We start from the raw sequence: 15,883 nt of genomic DNA, 5'->3' as shown, positions 1-15,883 counted from the left end.
ATGCACATGGTTTTGTTCCATCAGAATCCCGATCGCCGAAAACAGACTGCAACTTTTTGGCGAGATGGGCTCGGCATCGTCTTTGTCATTGTCTTTCGAATCAAAAAAAAACTATAACCGAATGGGGCGCTTAGCATTAGGGACGAAGCATGTTTCGGCTGACGGGTCTATCCGCCATCGACTTCAATACGTTGTTCAACCTATCGCCAAATCCTTATGTCATTCTTGACCGGGAGTGGCGGCTCGTCGGCATGAACGACGCCTATCTCGCCGTCACCGGTCGATCGCGCGAAGAGCTGACCGGCAAGGGCATGTTCGACGCCTTTCCGAGTGCGCCGGGATCGGTGCCGGACCGGCTGCTGCGGCAATCCCTGACAAAGGTGTTTTCGACCGGTGCGGTCGATCACCTGCCGCTTATTCCCTATCCGATCGCCAATGACGACGGTGTGCTGGAGGAGCGTTACTGGAGCGCCACCCACACACCTATCCCGGAGGAAAATGGCGAGATCCGCTTTGTCTTGCAGCATACGGTCGATGTCACGGAACTGCAGAAGCTGAGGCATTCCGTGCCCGATAGTGGCACGAACCTGCAATCCTCGCTGCTGAACCACGCCAAGGCTCTCAAGGGCGAGAACCTGGCGCTTGGCGAGGAGCTCGAATATGTGCACGCGCTGTTCGAGCAGGCGCCCGGTTTCATGGCCGTGTTCCGGGGCGCTCAGCATGTCTTCAGCATCGCCAACGGCGCCTATCGGGCGCTTGTCGGGCGAGACGAGCTGGTCGGCCGGACCATTCGCGATGCTCTTCCCGATATTGCCGGCCAGGGGTTTTACGAGCTGCTCGACGAGGTCTACCGGACCGGCGTGCCCTATAGCGGCAAGAGCGTGCGCGTGCTGTTGCAGAACCATCCCGACGAGGCCTATCAGGAACGGTTTCTCGATTTCGTCTATCAACCGATCTTCGACCGCGACGATGCGATCACCGGCATCTTCGTACAAGGGCATGATGTCACCGACCTGAGACTTGCCCAGGTCGCGGCGCGGGAAAGCGAGGAGCGTTTTCGCACGCTTGCGCAATCGCTGCCGAACCAGGTCTGGACGGCCTCGCCGGACGGCCGGATGTTGTGGGTCAATGACGAGCTCTACCGCTATAGCGGACTGGACGAGATCTATTTCGACCAGACCAAGCGTTCCTCCATTCTGCATCCCGATGACATGCAGCGTGTCGAGGAAGGCTGGAAACATGCGGTGCGGACCGGAGAGACCTTTCAGGGCGAGCTTCGGTTGCGGCGTCATGACGGCCAGTATCGCTGGTTCCTCAGCCGGGCGGTGCCGGTCAGCAATCCGCAGGGCGAGATCGTCTTCTGGGTCGCCACCAATACGGATATCGACGATCAGAAACGCACCGAATCCAACCTCGAATATCTGGCGGAATCTCTTGGCCACCGCATCGAGGAGCGGACGGAAGAGCTGCAACGAACCCAGGAAGTGCTGCGCCAGAGCCAGAAGATGGAAGCGATCGGCAATCTGGCCGGCGGCATCGCCCATGACTTCAACAATCTCCTGCAAGTGATTACCGGCAATCTGCAGCTGCTTTCGAGCGAGATCGCCGGCAATACGGCCGCCGAGAAACGAATCAGCAATGCGCTGGCCGGCGCGTCGCGTGGTGCACGGCTTGCCTCGCAGCTTCTCTCCTTTGGTCGCCGGCAGCCGCTGGCACCGAAAGTGGTCAATCTTGGGCGGCTCATCCGCGAGCTGGACCACCTGCTGCGACGCAGTCTTGGTGAGGCGATCGAGATCGATACGATCGTTGGCGGCGGTCTGTGGAACACGCTGATCGATTCTTCGAATGTCGAGAACGCGCTTCTCAACCTGGCGATCAACGCGCGCGATGCGATGAACGGGCAGGGCAAGCTGACGATAGAGATCGGCAATGCCTATCTCGACGATGAATATGCCCGTACGGCCTTCGAGATCGAGCCGGGACAGTTCGTCATGCTGGCGGTGACCGATACCGGTTCGGGCATGACGCCGGATGTGCTCGAAAAGGTCTTCGATCCCTTCTTCACCACCAAGCCGGAAGGCAAGGGGACCGGGCTTGGCCTCTCCATGGTCTATGGTTTCGTCAAACAGTCCGGCGGCCATATCCGCATCTATAGTGAGCCGGGCGAGGGGACGACAGTGCGCATCTACCTGCCGCGGTCGCTTGGCGAGGAAGAGGAAACGGTCGAAAACCCGGCTGCGGCAACCGGCGGTGACGAGACCGTTCTTGTGGTTGAGGATGACGAAGCCGTGCGGGAGACGACGGTCGGTCTGCTGACCGAACTCGGCTATCGCGTGCTGAAGGCGCGGGATGCCGATAGCGGTCTTGCGATCGTCGAAAGCGGTGTCCCGATCGACCTGCTTTTCACCGATGTCGTGATGCCCGGCCAGCTGAAGAGCCGCGATCTTGCCGTGCGGCGAAGGAACGATTGCCCGGTATCGGCATTCTTTTCACATCAGGATATACGGAAAACTCGATCGTTCACGATGGCCGCCTCGATTTCGGCGTAAATTTGCTTAGCAAGCCCTATACGCGGGAAACGCTGGCGCGAAAGATCAGACAGGTACTCGACCAGCGTCCTCCCGGCCTGTTGCCGAGGGCGGAAACGCCAGTACTGGAGCCGAAGATCATCATGGAACAAACGAATGGCAAGCCGGACGGGCTGAAAGTCCTGTTCGTCGAGGATGAGGCGTTGATCCGCATCTCCACCGCCGACTTTCTCCAGGAACTCGGCATGACGGTTATCGAGGCAGGTGCCGCCAACGAAGCGATCGAGCTTGCGCGCGATCAGGCTTTCGATGTGCTGGTAACTGATGTGCACCTGCCGGACATGAGCGGGCTCGACCTTATTCTGGCGCTGCGCCAGAGCGTGCCGGACCTGCCGGTAATTTTTGCCACCGGTGACCGCAATGTCGAAGGCGCCGATAATCTTGCGCGCTCGGCTCTTGTCACCAAGCCTTACGATTATGATCTGCTTGCGACGCTGATCCGCTCGGTTGTTGCACCGAGCGGAACGGCCTGATTGCCAGAGGTCAGAAGCGCCCTTCGGCTTCGGTGATCACCTTCGTCAGGCTGCCGGTCGCGGGGAAAATCGGGATCAGGCAGGCCTGCAGGGCGTGGTAGATATCGCCCTTGCCGGGGAAGAGCGTATGGGCCGGGACTAGATCCTCGGTCAGCTCCTCATGCCAGCCGGCGTTTTTATGGTCGATGAAGCGATTGGCGATCGTGCTCCAGATCAGCCGGTAGCTGTCTTCATAGAACGGATCGGCCGGCAGATGCTGGTTGATGAAGTGCGCAGCACCCGCCGCCTCGCACATCGGCCACCAGAGCTTGTTGGTTTTTGCGGGCCTGTCATTCCAGTCGAGCGTATAAAAGAAGCCGCCCTTCTCCTTGTCCCAGCCCAGTGAGATGGCCTGGACGAAGAGGTTTTTCGCCGCTTCCGGCATCCAGTCCTGCTTTTTATCCCCGAGCACCCAGAGCTGAAGGGTCAGTCGCGCCCATTCCAGTGCATGGCCGGGCGTCGTGCCGGCCGGGCGGAACATCTCGTCGGGGTGGTAATAGTCCTTGTTGACGGTCCAGTTCGTGTCGAAATGTTCGGCGACGCGAAAACCGTGGCTGCCGGCCGAGCGGCGGATGATGAGATCCGCGATGCTTTCCGCCTTGCGCAGGTAATTATCTTCGCCGGTCGCCTCATAGGCTGCCATCAGCGCTTCGGTGAGGTGCATGTTGGAATTCTGGCCGCGATAGAGGCCGCCGTCGATCGGCGACCAGTCGGCATTGAATTCTTCCGCAATCGCGCCGTGCTTTTCTTCCCAGAATTTCGTTTCGAGGATTTCGGTGATGTCGGCTAGCATCCTGTCGGCAAGCGGGTGGCCGACGGTCTTGGCCGAAGAGGCGGCGAGCAGGACGAAGGCATGGCCGTAACCCTGCTTGGCGCCATCCGCCGGGCCGTCATCGTTCATCGACCAGGCATAGCCGCCGTTTTTCTGGTCGCGATGGCCGTTCCAGAGAAAGTTCATGCCGTGATCGATCAGGTCGCCGGCACCGGGGCGTCCGAGCAGGTAAGCGATCGAGAAGCAGTGGACCATGCGCGCCGAAGCGTGGATGCCACGCACAGGGTTTTTCGCGGGCAAGGGATTGCCGGAATCATCGAGATCGTAAAAACCGCCCTTGGGGTTGATGGCCCGATACTGGAAGAAGTCCATCAGGCCATCGGCCTGATCAATGAGCCATCTGCGGTGGTAAGGAAGCTCGCTCCAGAATTTCGACACCGAATTGGCCACTGGAACCGTCTCGCTCATGCTGTTCTCCCATCTGCATCAACGCTTTACTTAGAGCCTATAGCGGTGCCGGCCATAGCTGTCATCGGCAATAAGGCAGAAATACAGGCCGGCGGACCATATGAGATCCGTGCGACAAATCCGGACAGGATTGCGACACATCCACTGGACAGCACATAAACGTATCTTTATATGATTATGAACATTGCATTGATAATTGTCAGGAGCCTTGCCCGTGTTTGATGATCTCTTCGGTTCCGCTGCCGCCCCGCGCGACGGCGCAGAAATTTTCGAAGCGCTCAAGGCCGCTGCCCGCGAACGCATTCTCGTCATCGACGGCGCCATGGGCACGCAGATCCAGGGGCTCGGCTTTCAGGAAGAGCATTTTCGCGGCGAACGTTTTATCGGCTGCGCCTGTCACCAGCAGGGCAATAACGACCTCCTGATTCTGACCCAGCCGCAGGCGATCGAGGATATCCATTACCGCTACGCCAAGGCCGGTGCCGATATTCTGGAAACCAACACGTTTTCCTCAACCCGGATCGCTCAAGCGGATTACGAGATGGAAGGCGCTGTCTATGACCTGAACCGCGACGGCGCCCGGCTTGTCCGCCGTGCGGCCCTTCGCGCCGAAAAGGAAGACGGCCGCCGCCGGTTCGTCGCTGGCGCCATCGGCCCGACCAACCGCACGGCCTCGATCTCGCCCGACGTCAACAATCCCGGTTACCGCGCCGTTTCCTTCGACGACCTGCGCATTGCCTATGGCGAGCAGATCGACGGACTGATCGATGGCGGCGCCGATATCATCCTGATCGAAACCATCTTTGACACGCTGAATGCCAAGGCTGCGATCTTCGCTTGCGAGGAACGCTTTGCGGCCAAGGGCATCCACCTGCCGGTGATGATTTCCGGCACGATCACCGATCTTTCCGGCCGTACCCTGTCCGGCCAGACGCCGTCTGCTTTCTGGAATTCGGTGCGCCACGCCAATCCGTTCACGATCGGCCTCAACTGCGCACTCGGCGCCGATGCCATGCGGCCGCATCTGCAGGAACTGTCGGGCGTGTCCGACACGTTCATCTGCGCCTATCCGAATGCCGGCCTGCCGAACGAATTCGGCCAGTATGACGAGACGCCGGAGATGATGGCGCGTCAGGTGGAAGAGTTTGCCCGCGAAGGCCTCGTCAACGTGGTCGGCGGGTGTTGCGGCTCGACCCCAGACCATATCCGCGCCATTGCCGAAGCCGTTGCGCGCCACAAGCCGCGTGCGGTGCCGGACCATGTTCCCTTCATGTCGCTGTCGGGCCTCGAGCCCTTCACGCTCACCAAGGACATCCCCTTCGTCAATGTCGGCGAGCGCACCAACGTTACGGGCTCGGCAAAATTCCGCAAGCTGATCACCAATGCCGATTACACGGCAGCGCTGGCCGTTGCTCGCGACCAGGTGGAAGCCGGTGCGCAGGTGATCGACATCAACATGGACGAAGGCCTGATCGATTCGGGCCATGCCATGGTCGAATTTTTGAACCTGATCGCCGCCGAGCCGGATATCGCCCGCGTTCCCGTCATGATCGACTCGTCGAAATTCGAGATCATCGAGGCAGGCCTGAAATGCGTGCAGGGCAAGCCGATCGTCAACTCGATCTCGCTGAAGGAAGGCGAGGAGAAGTTTCTCTCGCAGGCGCGGCTGATCCGCAATTACGGTGCCGCTGTCGTCGTCATGGCCTTCGACGAGACGGGGCAGGCGGATACCTATGATCGCAAGGTCGAGATCTGCTCTCGCGCCTACAAGCTTCTGACCGAAGAAGCGGGCTTTGCGCCGGAAGACATCATCTTCGATCCGAACGTCTTTGCCGTCGCGACCGGTATCGAGGAACACAACAATTACGGCGTCGACTTCATCGAGGCGACGCGGACGATCCGTCAGAAAATGCCGCTCGTGCATATTTCCGGCGGCGTCTCCAACCTGTCCTTCTCGTTCCGCGGCAACGAGCCGGTGCGCGAGGCGATGCATGCCGTGTTCCTCTACCATGCCATCCAGGCGGGCATGGACATGGGTATCGTCAATGCCGGCCAGCTGGCGGTCTACGATCAGATCGATCCGGAACTGCGTGAGGCCTGCGAGGACGTCGTGCTCAACCGTCGTGCCGATGGCACCGAGCGGCTGCTCGAAGTCGCGGAAAAGTTTCGCGGCGGTCCCGGCAAGGAAGCCAAGGTGCAGGATCTCGCCTGGCGCGAAAAGCCGGTCGAGGAGCGCCTGTCGCACGCGCTGGTCAACGGCATTACCGACTATATCGAAGCCGATACCGAAGAGGCCCGGCAGAAGGCGGCCCGCCCGCTGCATGTCATCGAAGGCCCGCTGATGGCCGGCATGAATGTCGTCGGCGACCTGTTCGGTTCCGGCAAAATGTTCTTGCCGCAGGTGGTGAAATCCGCCCGTGTGATGAAACAGGCCGTTGCTGTCCTCCTCCCTTACATGGAGGAGGAGAAGCGCCAGAACGGCGGCGACGACAGGAAGTCGGCCGGAAAAATCCTGATGGCGACCGTCAAGGGCGACGTGCACGATATCGGCAAGAACATTGTCGGCGTCGTTCTCGCCTGCAACAATTACGAGATCATCGATCTCGGCGTCATGGTGCCGGCAACGAAGATTCTTGAAATGGCGATTGCCGAAAAGGTCGATGTCATCGGTCTTTCCGGCCTGATCACGCCCTCGCTCGATGAGATGGTGCATGTCGCGGCCGAGATGGAGCGCCAGGGTTTTGACATTCCGCTCTTGATCGGCGGTGCGACGACCAGCCGTGTCCATACCGCGGTCAAGATCCATCCGCGCTACAATCAGGGCCAGACGATCTATGTGACGGATGCCAGCCGTGCCGTCGGTGTGGTTTCGTCGCTTCTGTCGGAAGACGGCAAGGAAGGCTATGTCGACGGCATCAAGGCCGAATATGCCAAGGTCGCGGCCGCCCATGCCCGCTCGGAAGCGGAAAAGCAGCGCCTGCCGATCTCGCGTGCCCGTGACAATGCCGAAAAGGTCGACTGGTCGTCCTACGAGGCCACCAAGCCGCAATTCTTCGGCACCAAGGTGTTCGAGACCTATGATCTGGCGGAACTTGCGACCTATATCGACTGGACGCCGTTCTTCCAGACCTGGGAGCTGAAAGGCCGTTTCCCGGCCATTCTCGAAGACGAGAAGCAGGGCGAGGCGGCTCGCCAGCTTTATGCCGATGCGCAGGCCATGCTCGAAAAGATCATTGCCGAAAACTGGTTCCGTCCGCGCGCCGTCATCGGCTTCTGGCCGGCCAATGCCGTTGGCGACGATATCCGCCTCTTCACCGACGAAAGCCGGAAAGAGGAGCTCGCGACCTTCTTCACCCTGCGTCAGCAGCTGTCGAAGCGGGATGGCCGTCCGAACGTGGCCCTGTCGGATTTCGTGGCACCCGTGGATATTGGCAAGCCGGATTATGTCGGTGGCTTCGTCGTTACCGCAGGGATCGAGGAAGTGGCGATCGCCGAACGTTTCGAACGGGCGAATGACGACTATTCCTCAATCCTCGTCAAGGCGCTGGCCGACCGCTTTGCCGAAGCATTCGCCGAGCGCATGCACCAGCGCGTCCGCAAGGAATTCTGGGGTTACGGCGCCGAAGAGACGCTCAGCAACGAAGAGCTGATCCACGAGGACTATGCCGGCATCCGTCCGGCGCCCGGTTATCCGGCCCAGCCTGATCATACGGAAAAGGAAACCCTGTTCCGTCTGCTCGACGCGACCAAGGCAACCGGTGTCGAACTGACCGAAAGCTACGCCATGTGGCCGGGCTCCTCCGTTTCCGGCATCTATATCGGCCACCCGCAATCCTACTATTTTGGCGTCGCCAAGGTGGAGCGTGATCAGGTCGAGGATTATGCCAAGCGCAAGGGTATGGGCGTTGGCGAAGTCGAGCGCTGGCTTGGACCGGTGCTGAACTATGTGCCGGTTACGCCGGGCAGTGCTGTGGATGACGCTGCGTAAGGCAGGCTTGATAGTACAATAACAAAAAGGCCGGAAAGCGATGAGCTTTCCGGCCTTTCCTTTTGATCCTTCAGCGAAAAGAAGATCAGCTTTTCGCCATCCGTGCCGTCAGTTCCTCGATGCCGGCATCCGATTCTACCGTCTCGCCATAGAGGCTGAGATAGACGCCGAGGCCGATGGCGAGCGCTGCGATGAACAGCAGGTACCAGGCATGCGCCATCGGGTTGAGTGGCAGCAGCGAGGTGACCGCGATCGGGGTGAGGCCGCCGAAGATGGCATATGAGACGTTGTAGGAGAAGGAGAGCCCTGAGAAACGGACGCGGGCCGGGAAGGCGCGGACCATGACGTAAGGCACGGCACCGACCATGCCGACAGCCAGGCCCATCACCGCGTAAAGCACGAAGACGGTGGTGATCGAGACGCTGGCATAGCTGTAGAAGGCCCAGGTCGCGGCACCGAAAAAGACGCCGGAGCCGATGAAGAAGCGGCCGGAGCCGATCCTGTCGACGATGGCGCCGGCCGCTGCCGTGCCGACGATCAGGAACAGCGTGCCGAAGCTCGTCGCGGCCAGCGACTGCTGCGCGGTGTAGCCATAAAGCTTCTGCAGGAAGGTCGCGGTCATCAGCGTCGTCACGACGATGCCGGCCGAGAGGATCCAGGTGAGCAGGATCGAGATGACGACGCCGCGCTTGTGGTCGCGCAGGACCGCCTTCAGCGGCAGTTCCGGCGCCAGCGTGCGGCTAGCCTTCATCTCGGTGAAGATCGGCGTTTCCTGAAGCCAGCGGCGCAGCCAGACAGCGAGGAGACCGAAGAAGCCACCAAGGAAGAAGGGGATACGCCAGGCCCAGGCGGCGATCGTTTCCGGCACGAAGACCGAATTGATGATCGTCGCGATGAAGGAGCCGAGCAGGATGCCGAGCGTCAGGCCGGAGCAGAGGAAACCGCAGGCGAAACCGACGCGGCGGAAGGGGACGTGTTCGGCGACAAAAGTCCAGGCGCCGGGCACTTCACCGCCGATTGCGGCGCCCTGGAGGATGCGCATGCAGATCAGCAGGATCGGGGCGGCAACACCGATCGTCGCATAGGTCGGCATGGCGGCCATGCCGAGCGTCGACAGCGCCATCAACAGGATCGAGAAGGCGAAAACGCGCTTGCGGCCGAACATGTCGCCGAAATGGGCCAGCACGATTCCGCCGAGCGGGCGCACCAGATAACCGGCAGCAAAAATGCCAAAAGTCTGGATCAGTACCAGCCAGTCGGGCATGTCCGGCGGAAAGAACAGCTTTCCGATCACGGCCGCGAAAAACACGAAGATGATGAAATCATAAAATTCCAGCGCGCCGCCGAGAGCGGCAAGGCCGAGAACGCGGAAATCATGGGCGGTGAGGCGGCGCGGTGCGGCCGCAGAAGGCATGGTGGGAGACATATCGTTCAACTGACTTGCTGCGAGACGGCCCGGCCGGCAAAGGGCCGGGGCAATCCTTTCGCAATGCGGCATAAGGCCCGCATTTTCAAGTCAAAACGTCTGTTTCCCAAGGCTTTGGCGTGTGTTCCGATGCTGCATGGCAACAGGTTCTGCCTGCGGGCGATCCTGTTTTGCCGTCCGCAGGCTGGAATGGTCGCTAAGGCCGGACGCTTATTCCTTGACGAGCAGAAGATCGCTTGCAGCAAAGCGCAATGTCACGGTCTCGCCCGGCTGCGGCAGGGCCTTGTCCGGTGAGTTAAACATGTCGAAGGAAATCAGCGTGCCGCCGACATCGATCCGGGTGCGAACGACCGAGCCGAGGAAGTGCGAGGAAGCAACGGTGCCGGTGAGGGAGGTATCACCCTTCGCGCTTTCCGACAGCGAACCCGCTTCCGGGCGCAGGGCGATCGAAAGCTTGTCGCCGGCCTTCAGCGCGCCAATCGATTCCCGCAGGGTCACCAGGTTTTCGCCGATATGCACGGTGTTGGCGGCCGGATCGGCGACGGTTGCCTCGATCATGTTGAGCGTGCCGACGAAGGAAGCGACGAAACGGGTAGCCGGGCGGTTGTAGATGTCGGAGGGCGTGCCGATCTGGTCGGCGCGGCCGGCATTCATCACGACGATGCGGTCGGAGATCGACAGCGCCTCTTCCTGGTCGTGGGTGACGAAGACGGTGGTGATGCCGAGCTGCCGCTGGATCTGGCGGATTTCCTCACGCAGCGAAACGCGGATCTTTGCGTCGAGCGCAGACAGCGGCTCGTCGAGCAGCAGGACCTGCGGTTTTGGCGCAAGGGCGCGGGCAAGGGCGACGCGCTGCTGCTGGCCGCCTGACATCTGGTACGGATAGCGATCGGCGAGATGTTCGAGATGGATCAGCTTCAGCATCTCCTTCACGCGCGTCTCGATTTCTGACTTCTGCATGCCGGCGACCTTGAGGCCGAAGGCGACATTGTCGAAAACCGTCATGTTCGGGAAGAGCGCATAGGCCTGAAAGACCATGCCGATATTGCGCTGGTTGGTCTTCAGCCCATTCTGGTTCTTGCCGTTAATGGTGATCGTGCCGTCGCTCGGGCTTTCAAAGCCGGCGATCATGCGCAGGACGGTCGTCTTGCCGCAGCCGGACGGACCGAGAAAGGAGATGAACTCGCCTTTCTCGATCGACATGTTGAAATCCTTGACGACTTGCGTCTGGCCGAAACTTTTCTTGAGATGATCGAGCACGAGGAACGACATGGATTAAATTCCTTAGGGCCGGGACGGCGTCATTTTGCTGAAGCGGGAGACGAGCTGGAGAAGGCCCATCGACAGCCAGGTGATGGCGAATGCAATGATGGCGAGCGCCGCCGGTTCATAAGCCCTGTTGGCGCCGATCAGCTGCAGATAGGGGCCGAAAGCCGGGCGATTGAGCAGGGCCGCCATGGTGAACTCGCCCATGACGATCGCGAATGTGATGAAGGCACCCGACAGCACACCCGACATGACGTTAGGGAAAATGCAGCGGAACAGGATGGTCGGCCATTTGGCGCCGAGGATTTCGGCGGCCTCGGTCAACGTCCTGACATCGATCGTGCGCATCGCCGTATCGACCGAACGATACATGTAGGGCAGCGACAGGGTGATGTAGGAGAGGACGAGCAGGATGTTCGTGCCCTGAATCGAACCCGTGAAGGGAATATAGGACGACGAATTGTAGAGGCGCAGGTAACCGAAGACGATGACGATCGCCGGTATGACCAGCGGCATCAGCGTGATGAACTCGACGACCGGCCGCATCTGCGGCAGGCGCAGGCGCACCCAATAGGCGGTCGGTACGATCAGCAGCATGCCGAAGATGATGGTGAACAGTGCCATCAACATCGAGAAGCCGAAGGTCGAGCGGAACTGCATGTCCGAGAAGACCGAGTCGTAAGCGTCGAAGGAATAGGCGCCGCGGCGCATGCGCATCGAGAATTCGAACGTGCCGATCAGCGGCACGATGAAATAGATAACGCCGATGGCAAGCGCGACCCAGGCGAGGATTTTGCTGATCTTCATGGCGTGCTCCTCACTTCTGCCAGCGTTCGGCGCGCATCCTGAGCAGGATGTACAGGATGTTGGAGATGCCGGTGATAACGATCATGCCGAGTGCCAGTGCGTAACCGAGATTGGCATTGTGCAGGACGTCGCCGCGGATCTGCGCATAGAGCAGGATCGGCACGATGTTGAGCGAGGAACCGGTCAGCGCATAGGCCGTGGCGATTGCGCCGAAGGCGTTTGCGAAGAGAAGCAGGGTCGTGCCCATCAGGCTCGGCCAGAGGATCGGCAGAGCGACCATGCGCCAGTATTGCCAGGTCGAGGCACCGAGAATTTCGGAGGCTTCGCGCCATTCCTTCTTCATACCGTCCAGTGCCGGCGTCAGGATCAGCACCATCAGCGGGATCTGGAAGAACATGTAGGTGATGGTGAGGCCGAAGAAGGACAGGATGTTGAAGCCGGTTCCGTAGAGATTGAAGCCGAACCAGTCGCGCAACAGAACGGTGACGAGACCGGTGCGTCCGAGCGTGGCAAGGAAGGAGAAGGCGAGCGGCACGCCGGCGAAATTGGAGGCGACGCCGGAAAAGGTGAGGAGCCCTGAGCGGATCCAGGAGGGCAGGCCGCCGAGCACGATCGCCCAGGCGAGGAAAAAGCCGATCAGCGCGCCGCCGATCGAAGAGGCGACCGAGACCTTGATCGAGATCCAGTAGGCGCTGAGGATCGACGGAGTGAACAGGTCGGCAATGTTCTTGAAGGTGAAGTCACCGTCAGGCGTAAAAAACGCGCCAGTGACGAGATAAAGCGTCGGCACGACAAGGAACATCAGCGCGAAGATCATGAACGGCGCGATGCCGAGCCAATCGACGACGGTTTTTCGGTCGATAAAGGACGTGGAAGCGGTGCTCATGGGGGCCGATACTCGGGGTGGATTGTGCCGGATGAAAAAAGGCCTTCCCGCGCGGACGCGGGAAGGCTGATTGATGGCGGAGCTTACTTGACGTTGGCGCCGACGACCGAATCCCACTTGGTGGTGATGGCGGCCTTGCCCTTGTCCTGCTCTGCGAGCGTCGGGAAGACGGCCTTGGTGTAGCCTTCAGCCGGCGGCAGCTTGTCGAGCAGTTCCTTCGGAACCTTGCCCTTGGCAGCGAGGTCGTTGAAGCGGATCGGGTGGCAATAGCCCTTCAGCCAGCCGAGCTGACCTTCGTCGGAATAGAGGTATTCCATCCAGAGCTTGGCAGCGTTCGGGTGCGGTGCGAAGGCGGAGATCGCCTGAACGTAGACACCGGCAACAACGCCCGTCTTCGGAACGACGACTTCAACCGGCGGGTTGCCCTTCAGCGTATCGCGCCAGGACAGGCCGTTATAGTCCCAGGCTACGACGATCGGGGTCGAGCCCTGGGCGAGCGAAGCGGACTTGCCGATGACCGGAACGAAGTTGCCAGCCTTGTTGACTTCGGCGAAGTAGGAAAGGCCGGCAGCGCCGATCTTTTCCGCGTCCTTTTCGCCAGCGGCGACGCCGGCAGCGTAAACAGCCTGAACGGCCTGGTTGGAAGCGCGCGGGTCACCGGCGAGAGCGATCGAGTTAGCGAATTCCGACTTCTTCAGGTCGGCCCAGTCCTTCGGCACGTTCTTGACGATGTCGGTGTTCACGACGAAGGAGAGAACGCCGTAATAGTCACCGTACCAGGCGCCGTCGGCATCCTTGGCGGTGTCCGGAATGCTGTCCCAGGTCGAAACCTTGTACGGCATCAGCAGGCCTTCGGCCTTGGCGGACGGGCCGAAGGAGAGGCCGACGTCGATCACGTCAGGAGCCTGCGGGCCTTTGTTGCCCTTGTTAGCCTTGATGGCTTCGATTTCGTCGCCCGAGCCGGCGTCCGGGTTCAGTTCGTTGACTTCGATGCCGTACTTGGCCTTGAAGCCTGCGATGACGTCGCCGTAACCGCACCAGTCGTGCGGCAGAGCGATGGTGGTCAGCGTGCCTTCCTTCTTGGCGGCAGCGATCAGATCGGCGCTCGGCTCGGCAGCAGCGAGGCTGGCAGAGGCCATGACGATTGCGGTCGTCATGGAGAGCAGACGTTGGGTCTTGTTCAGCATGTTGTTCTCCTTGGGTGAAGTTTTTGTTGGCGCAACTCGTAGAGCGGATTCATGTAAGGTATGTGACAGGTTCGCAACGTGATCATCCGCTAATTATCGTCGCGTTTTTGAAAGGATATCCGGTACTTGGCCGCCGTTAATCGAGGCGGCTCTGTCGCCCGGGCCGGCGGAAAAGGCGACTTCGTTCGAAAAGGCCTTCAAGCGCGTTCATGCGCTCACGGGTTTCCTCCCACGTGGCGCTCTGAACCGCCTCGATCAGCGCCTCGACGACGAACAATGTGACAACCGAAGAATCCCATGCCGAGGGTGCCTCGATACGCACCTTGAAGACATGTTGCGCCCGCTTGGCGACGGGCGAAGTCCAGATGTCGGTGAACAAGACGATGACGACGCCGGCCGCCTGCGCAGCTTCGGCCAGCGTCGCCATCTCCTGCTCGTAGCGGCGGATGTCGAAGATCACCAGGACGTCGCCGGCGCGCATGTTCAGGACATGCTGCGGCCAGGAACTGGAGTTGGAGGAAATCAGCGTGGTCTTCTGGCGAATGACCTGCATGTGAGTGAAGAAATATTCGGCAAGTGACCCGGTAATGCGGCCGCCGACGAAATAGACCCCACGTTCCCGATCGCGCAAAAGTGCTGCCGCGCCCTCGAATGTCGCGGTGTCCAGATCGGAAAGGGTTTCGCGCAAATTGGCGGTGATCGCTTCGGCAAAACGGTTGAGAATATGGGTGCCCGGCGCATTCGAGGCCCAGCGATCATGTTTGGCGATCGGGCTCGAAATCGTCTCTTCCAGTTCCTGATGCAGATGCGCCTGGAATTCCGGATAGCCCTTGTAGCCCAGCTTCTGCACCATGCGCGCAACGGTCGGCGTGGAGACGCCGGCGTTTTCCGCAATCGTGGTGATGCTGCCGAGCCCCGACACCGGATAGTTCTCCAATAGGCTGTCCGCCAACTGTTTTTCCGCACGCGTCAGTTCGTCGTAGCGAAGACGAATGACGTCCGAAACGGTGCGTGCTGTTGGCGGCACGAAAGCTGTCCCCTCCGGTCTCTGCCGGTTTGTGACAATGATTAACCGCGGTTTGTTACAAGAAGTCAATCGGGGTTTTGAAGAGAAAATTTCAGTTTTGGCGTTGACGGCGCGAATGAAGTGAAGAATTCTCTTCTGAGTTTAGTTCGGTCAGATTTTGCGGAATTCCTCATGCTGCTGCACTCGGATTTTTTCACGGAGACGGACGGTGAACCCGTTGCCGTAGAGAATGCCGGAGGGCGCAGCGATGTGCTTCTGATCTGCGAACATGCGTCGCGGCGGCTGCCGCAGCGGTACGGGACGCTGGGCCTGTCCGAAGAAGCGCTCGCCTCGCATATCGCCTGGGATCCGGGCGCTTTGGCTGTTGCCCGACAGATGGCAGGCAATCTCGATGCGGTATTGATTTACCAGCGTTTTTCGCGACTGGTCTATGATTGCAACCGGCCGCCGGACTCGCCGTCGGCCATGCGTGACGTCTCCGAAATCTTCCGTATTCCCGGCAATGAAAATCTCCCGCAAGAGGAGCGCTCGCGCCGAACGACGGCGCTCTACATGCCTTTTCATGGCCGCATCCGCGCTGAAATTGACGACCGAAAAGAGCAGGGGCGGCACACGGTGCTCGTCACCGTCCACAGCTTTACGCCGGTCTATTTCGGAAAGTCGCGCAGTGTCGAGATCGGCATCCTGCATGACACCGACCAAAGGCTTGCGGATCGCATGCTGGAGGCGGCTGCCGACACCAATATTTTTAACGTCCAGCGGAACGAGCCTTATGGCCCGGCCGATGGCGTCACCCATACGCTTGAGGTTCATGCCCTGCCTGCCGGGCTTTTGAACGTCATGATCGAAATCCGAAACGACCTCATACAAGACGAAATCGGCCAGGGGGTCGTGGCCGATTTCTTGACAGGATTGCTGCGGGAAAGCCTCGCGGACATCCAGCGATAAAGACCCCG

General features: G+C 60.2%; 11 protein-coding genes. 4 read left to right on the top strand and 7 right to left on the bottom strand.

The window, feature by feature from the left end:
* Nucleotides 1-149: 149 nt before the first annotated feature.
* Both FHW37_RS34600 and FHW37_RS34595 read left to right on the top strand, forming a co-directional pair.
* Nucleotides 150-2,549, top strand: a complete 2,400-nt coding sequence (locus FHW37_RS34600; RefSeq protein WP_348642838.1) for a PAS domain-containing protein — start codon at nt 150-152, stop codon at nt 2,547-2,549.
* 122 nt (nt 2,550-2,671) lie between these two features.
* Complete coding sequence (locus FHW37_RS34595; protein ID WP_348642837.1) at nt 2,672-3,061, top strand: response regulator; 390 nt, start codon at nt 2,672-2,674, stop codon at nt 3,059-3,061.
* A 10-nt stretch (nt 3,062-3,071) separates the two neighbouring features.
* Here FHW37_RS34595 and FHW37_RS12240 read toward each other — a convergent pair whose 3' ends face one another.
* Nucleotides 3,072-4,340, bottom strand: a complete 1,269-nt coding sequence (locus FHW37_RS12240; protein WP_145636642.1) for an AGE family epimerase/isomerase — start codon at nt 4,338-4,340, stop codon at nt 3,072-3,074.
* 214 nt (nt 4,341-4,554) lie between these two features.
* On the opposite strand from FHW37_RS12240, the gene metH reads away from it, so the two are divergent.
* Nucleotides 4,555-8,328 (top strand): methionine synthase, encoded by a 3,774-nt coding sequence (gene metH, locus FHW37_RS12235; RefSeq protein WP_145636640.1) that lies wholly within the window; start codon nt 4,555-4,557, stop codon nt 8,326-8,328.
* 85 nt (nt 8,329-8,413) lie between these two features.
* Here the strand turns inward: metH and FHW37_RS12230 are convergent, their stop codons facing one another.
* From FHW37_RS12230 to FHW37_RS12205, 6 genes are all read right to left on the bottom strand, one after another.
* Nucleotides 8,414-9,754: an MFS transporter gene (locus FHW37_RS12230; protein WP_145637996.1), complete on the bottom strand. Its 1,341-nt coding sequence runs from the start codon at nt 9,752-9,754 to the stop codon at nt 8,414-8,416.
* A gap of 210 nt (nt 9,755-9,964) precedes the next feature.
* On the bottom strand, nt 9,965-11,026 hold the full coding sequence (locus FHW37_RS12225) for an ABC transporter ATP-binding protein (RefSeq protein WP_145636638.1): 1,062 nt from the start codon (nt 11,024-11,026) through the stop codon (nt 9,965-9,967).
* 12 nt (nt 11,027-11,038) lie between these two features.
* Nucleotides 11,039-11,827 carry an ABC transporter permease gene (locus FHW37_RS12220; protein ID WP_145636636.1) on the bottom strand — a complete coding sequence of 263 codons (789 nt, stop codon included), beginning with the start codon at nt 11,825-11,827 and terminating at the stop codon, nt 11,039-11,041.
* A gap of 10 nt (nt 11,828-11,837) precedes the next feature.
* Nucleotides 11,838-12,713, bottom strand: a complete 876-nt coding sequence (locus FHW37_RS12215; protein WP_145636633.1) for an ABC transporter permease — start codon at nt 12,711-12,713, stop codon at nt 11,838-11,840.
* 83 nt (nt 12,714-12,796) lie between these two features.
* The gene (locus tag FHW37_RS12210) at nt 12,797-13,900 is read right to left on the bottom strand and encodes an ABC transporter substrate-binding protein (protein WP_145636631.1); all 1,104 of its coding nucleotides are present in this window, start codon (nt 13,898-13,900) and stop codon (nt 12,797-12,799) included.
* A 136-nt stretch (nt 13,901-14,036) separates the two neighbouring features.
* Nucleotides 14,037-14,927, bottom strand: a complete 891-nt coding sequence (locus FHW37_RS12205) for a MurR/RpiR family transcriptional regulator (RefSeq protein ID WP_145636629.1) — start codon at nt 14,925-14,927, stop codon at nt 14,037-14,039.
* A gap of 171 nt (nt 14,928-15,098) precedes the next feature.
* On the opposite strand from FHW37_RS12205, the gene FHW37_RS12200 reads away from it, so the two are divergent.
* Nucleotides 15,099-15,875: an N-formylglutamate amidohydrolase gene (locus FHW37_RS12200; protein ID WP_145636628.1), complete on the top strand. Its 777-nt coding sequence runs from the start codon at nt 15,099-15,101 to the stop codon at nt 15,873-15,875.
* The last annotated feature ends 8 nt before the right edge of the window (nt 15,876-15,883 follow it).

This window comes from Neorhizobium alkalisoli (genome assembly GCF_007829835.1).
GTDB lineage: Bacteria > Pseudomonadota > Alphaproteobacteria > Rhizobiales > Rhizobiaceae > Neorhizobium.
This window is presented reverse-complemented; position numbering and strand designations above follow the sequence as displayed.

What these genes read in the sequence shown, in the direction of transcription:
- FHW37_RS34600 (WP_348642838.1), top strand. Translation starts at nt 150, where the DNA reads ATGTTTCGGCTGACGGGTCTATCCGCCATCGACTTCAATACGTTGTTC.
- FHW37_RS34595 (WP_348642837.1), top strand. Translation starts at nt 2,672, where the DNA reads ATGGAACAAACGAATGGCAAGCCGGACGGGCTGAAAGTCCTGTTCGTC.
- FHW37_RS12240 (WP_145636642.1), bottom strand. Translation starts at nt 4,340, where the DNA reads ATGAGCGAGACGGTTCCAGTGGCCAATTCGGTGTCGAAATTCTGGAGC.
- FHW37_RS12230 (WP_145637996.1), bottom strand. Translation starts at nt 9,754, where the DNA reads ATGTCTCCCACCATGCCTTCTGCGGCCGCACCGCGCCGCCTCACCGCC.
- FHW37_RS12225 (WP_145636638.1), bottom strand. Translation starts at nt 11,026, where the DNA reads ATGTCGTTCCTCGTGCTCGATCATCTCAAGAAAAGTTTCGGCCAGACG.
- FHW37_RS12220 (WP_145636636.1), bottom strand. Translation starts at nt 11,827, where the DNA reads ATGAAGATCAGCAAAATCCTCGCCTGGGTCGCGCTTGCCATCGGCGTT.
- FHW37_RS12215 (WP_145636633.1), bottom strand. Translation starts at nt 12,713, where the DNA reads ATGAGCACCGCTTCCACGTCCTTTATCGACCGAAAAACCGTCGTCGAT.
- FHW37_RS12210 (WP_145636631.1), bottom strand. Translation starts at nt 13,900, where the DNA reads ATGCTGAACAAGACCCAACGTCTGCTCTCCATGACGACCGCAATCGTC.
- FHW37_RS12200 (WP_145636628.1), top strand. Translation starts at nt 15,099, where the DNA reads ATGCTGCTGCACTCGGATTTTTTCACGGAGACGGACGGTGAACCCGTT.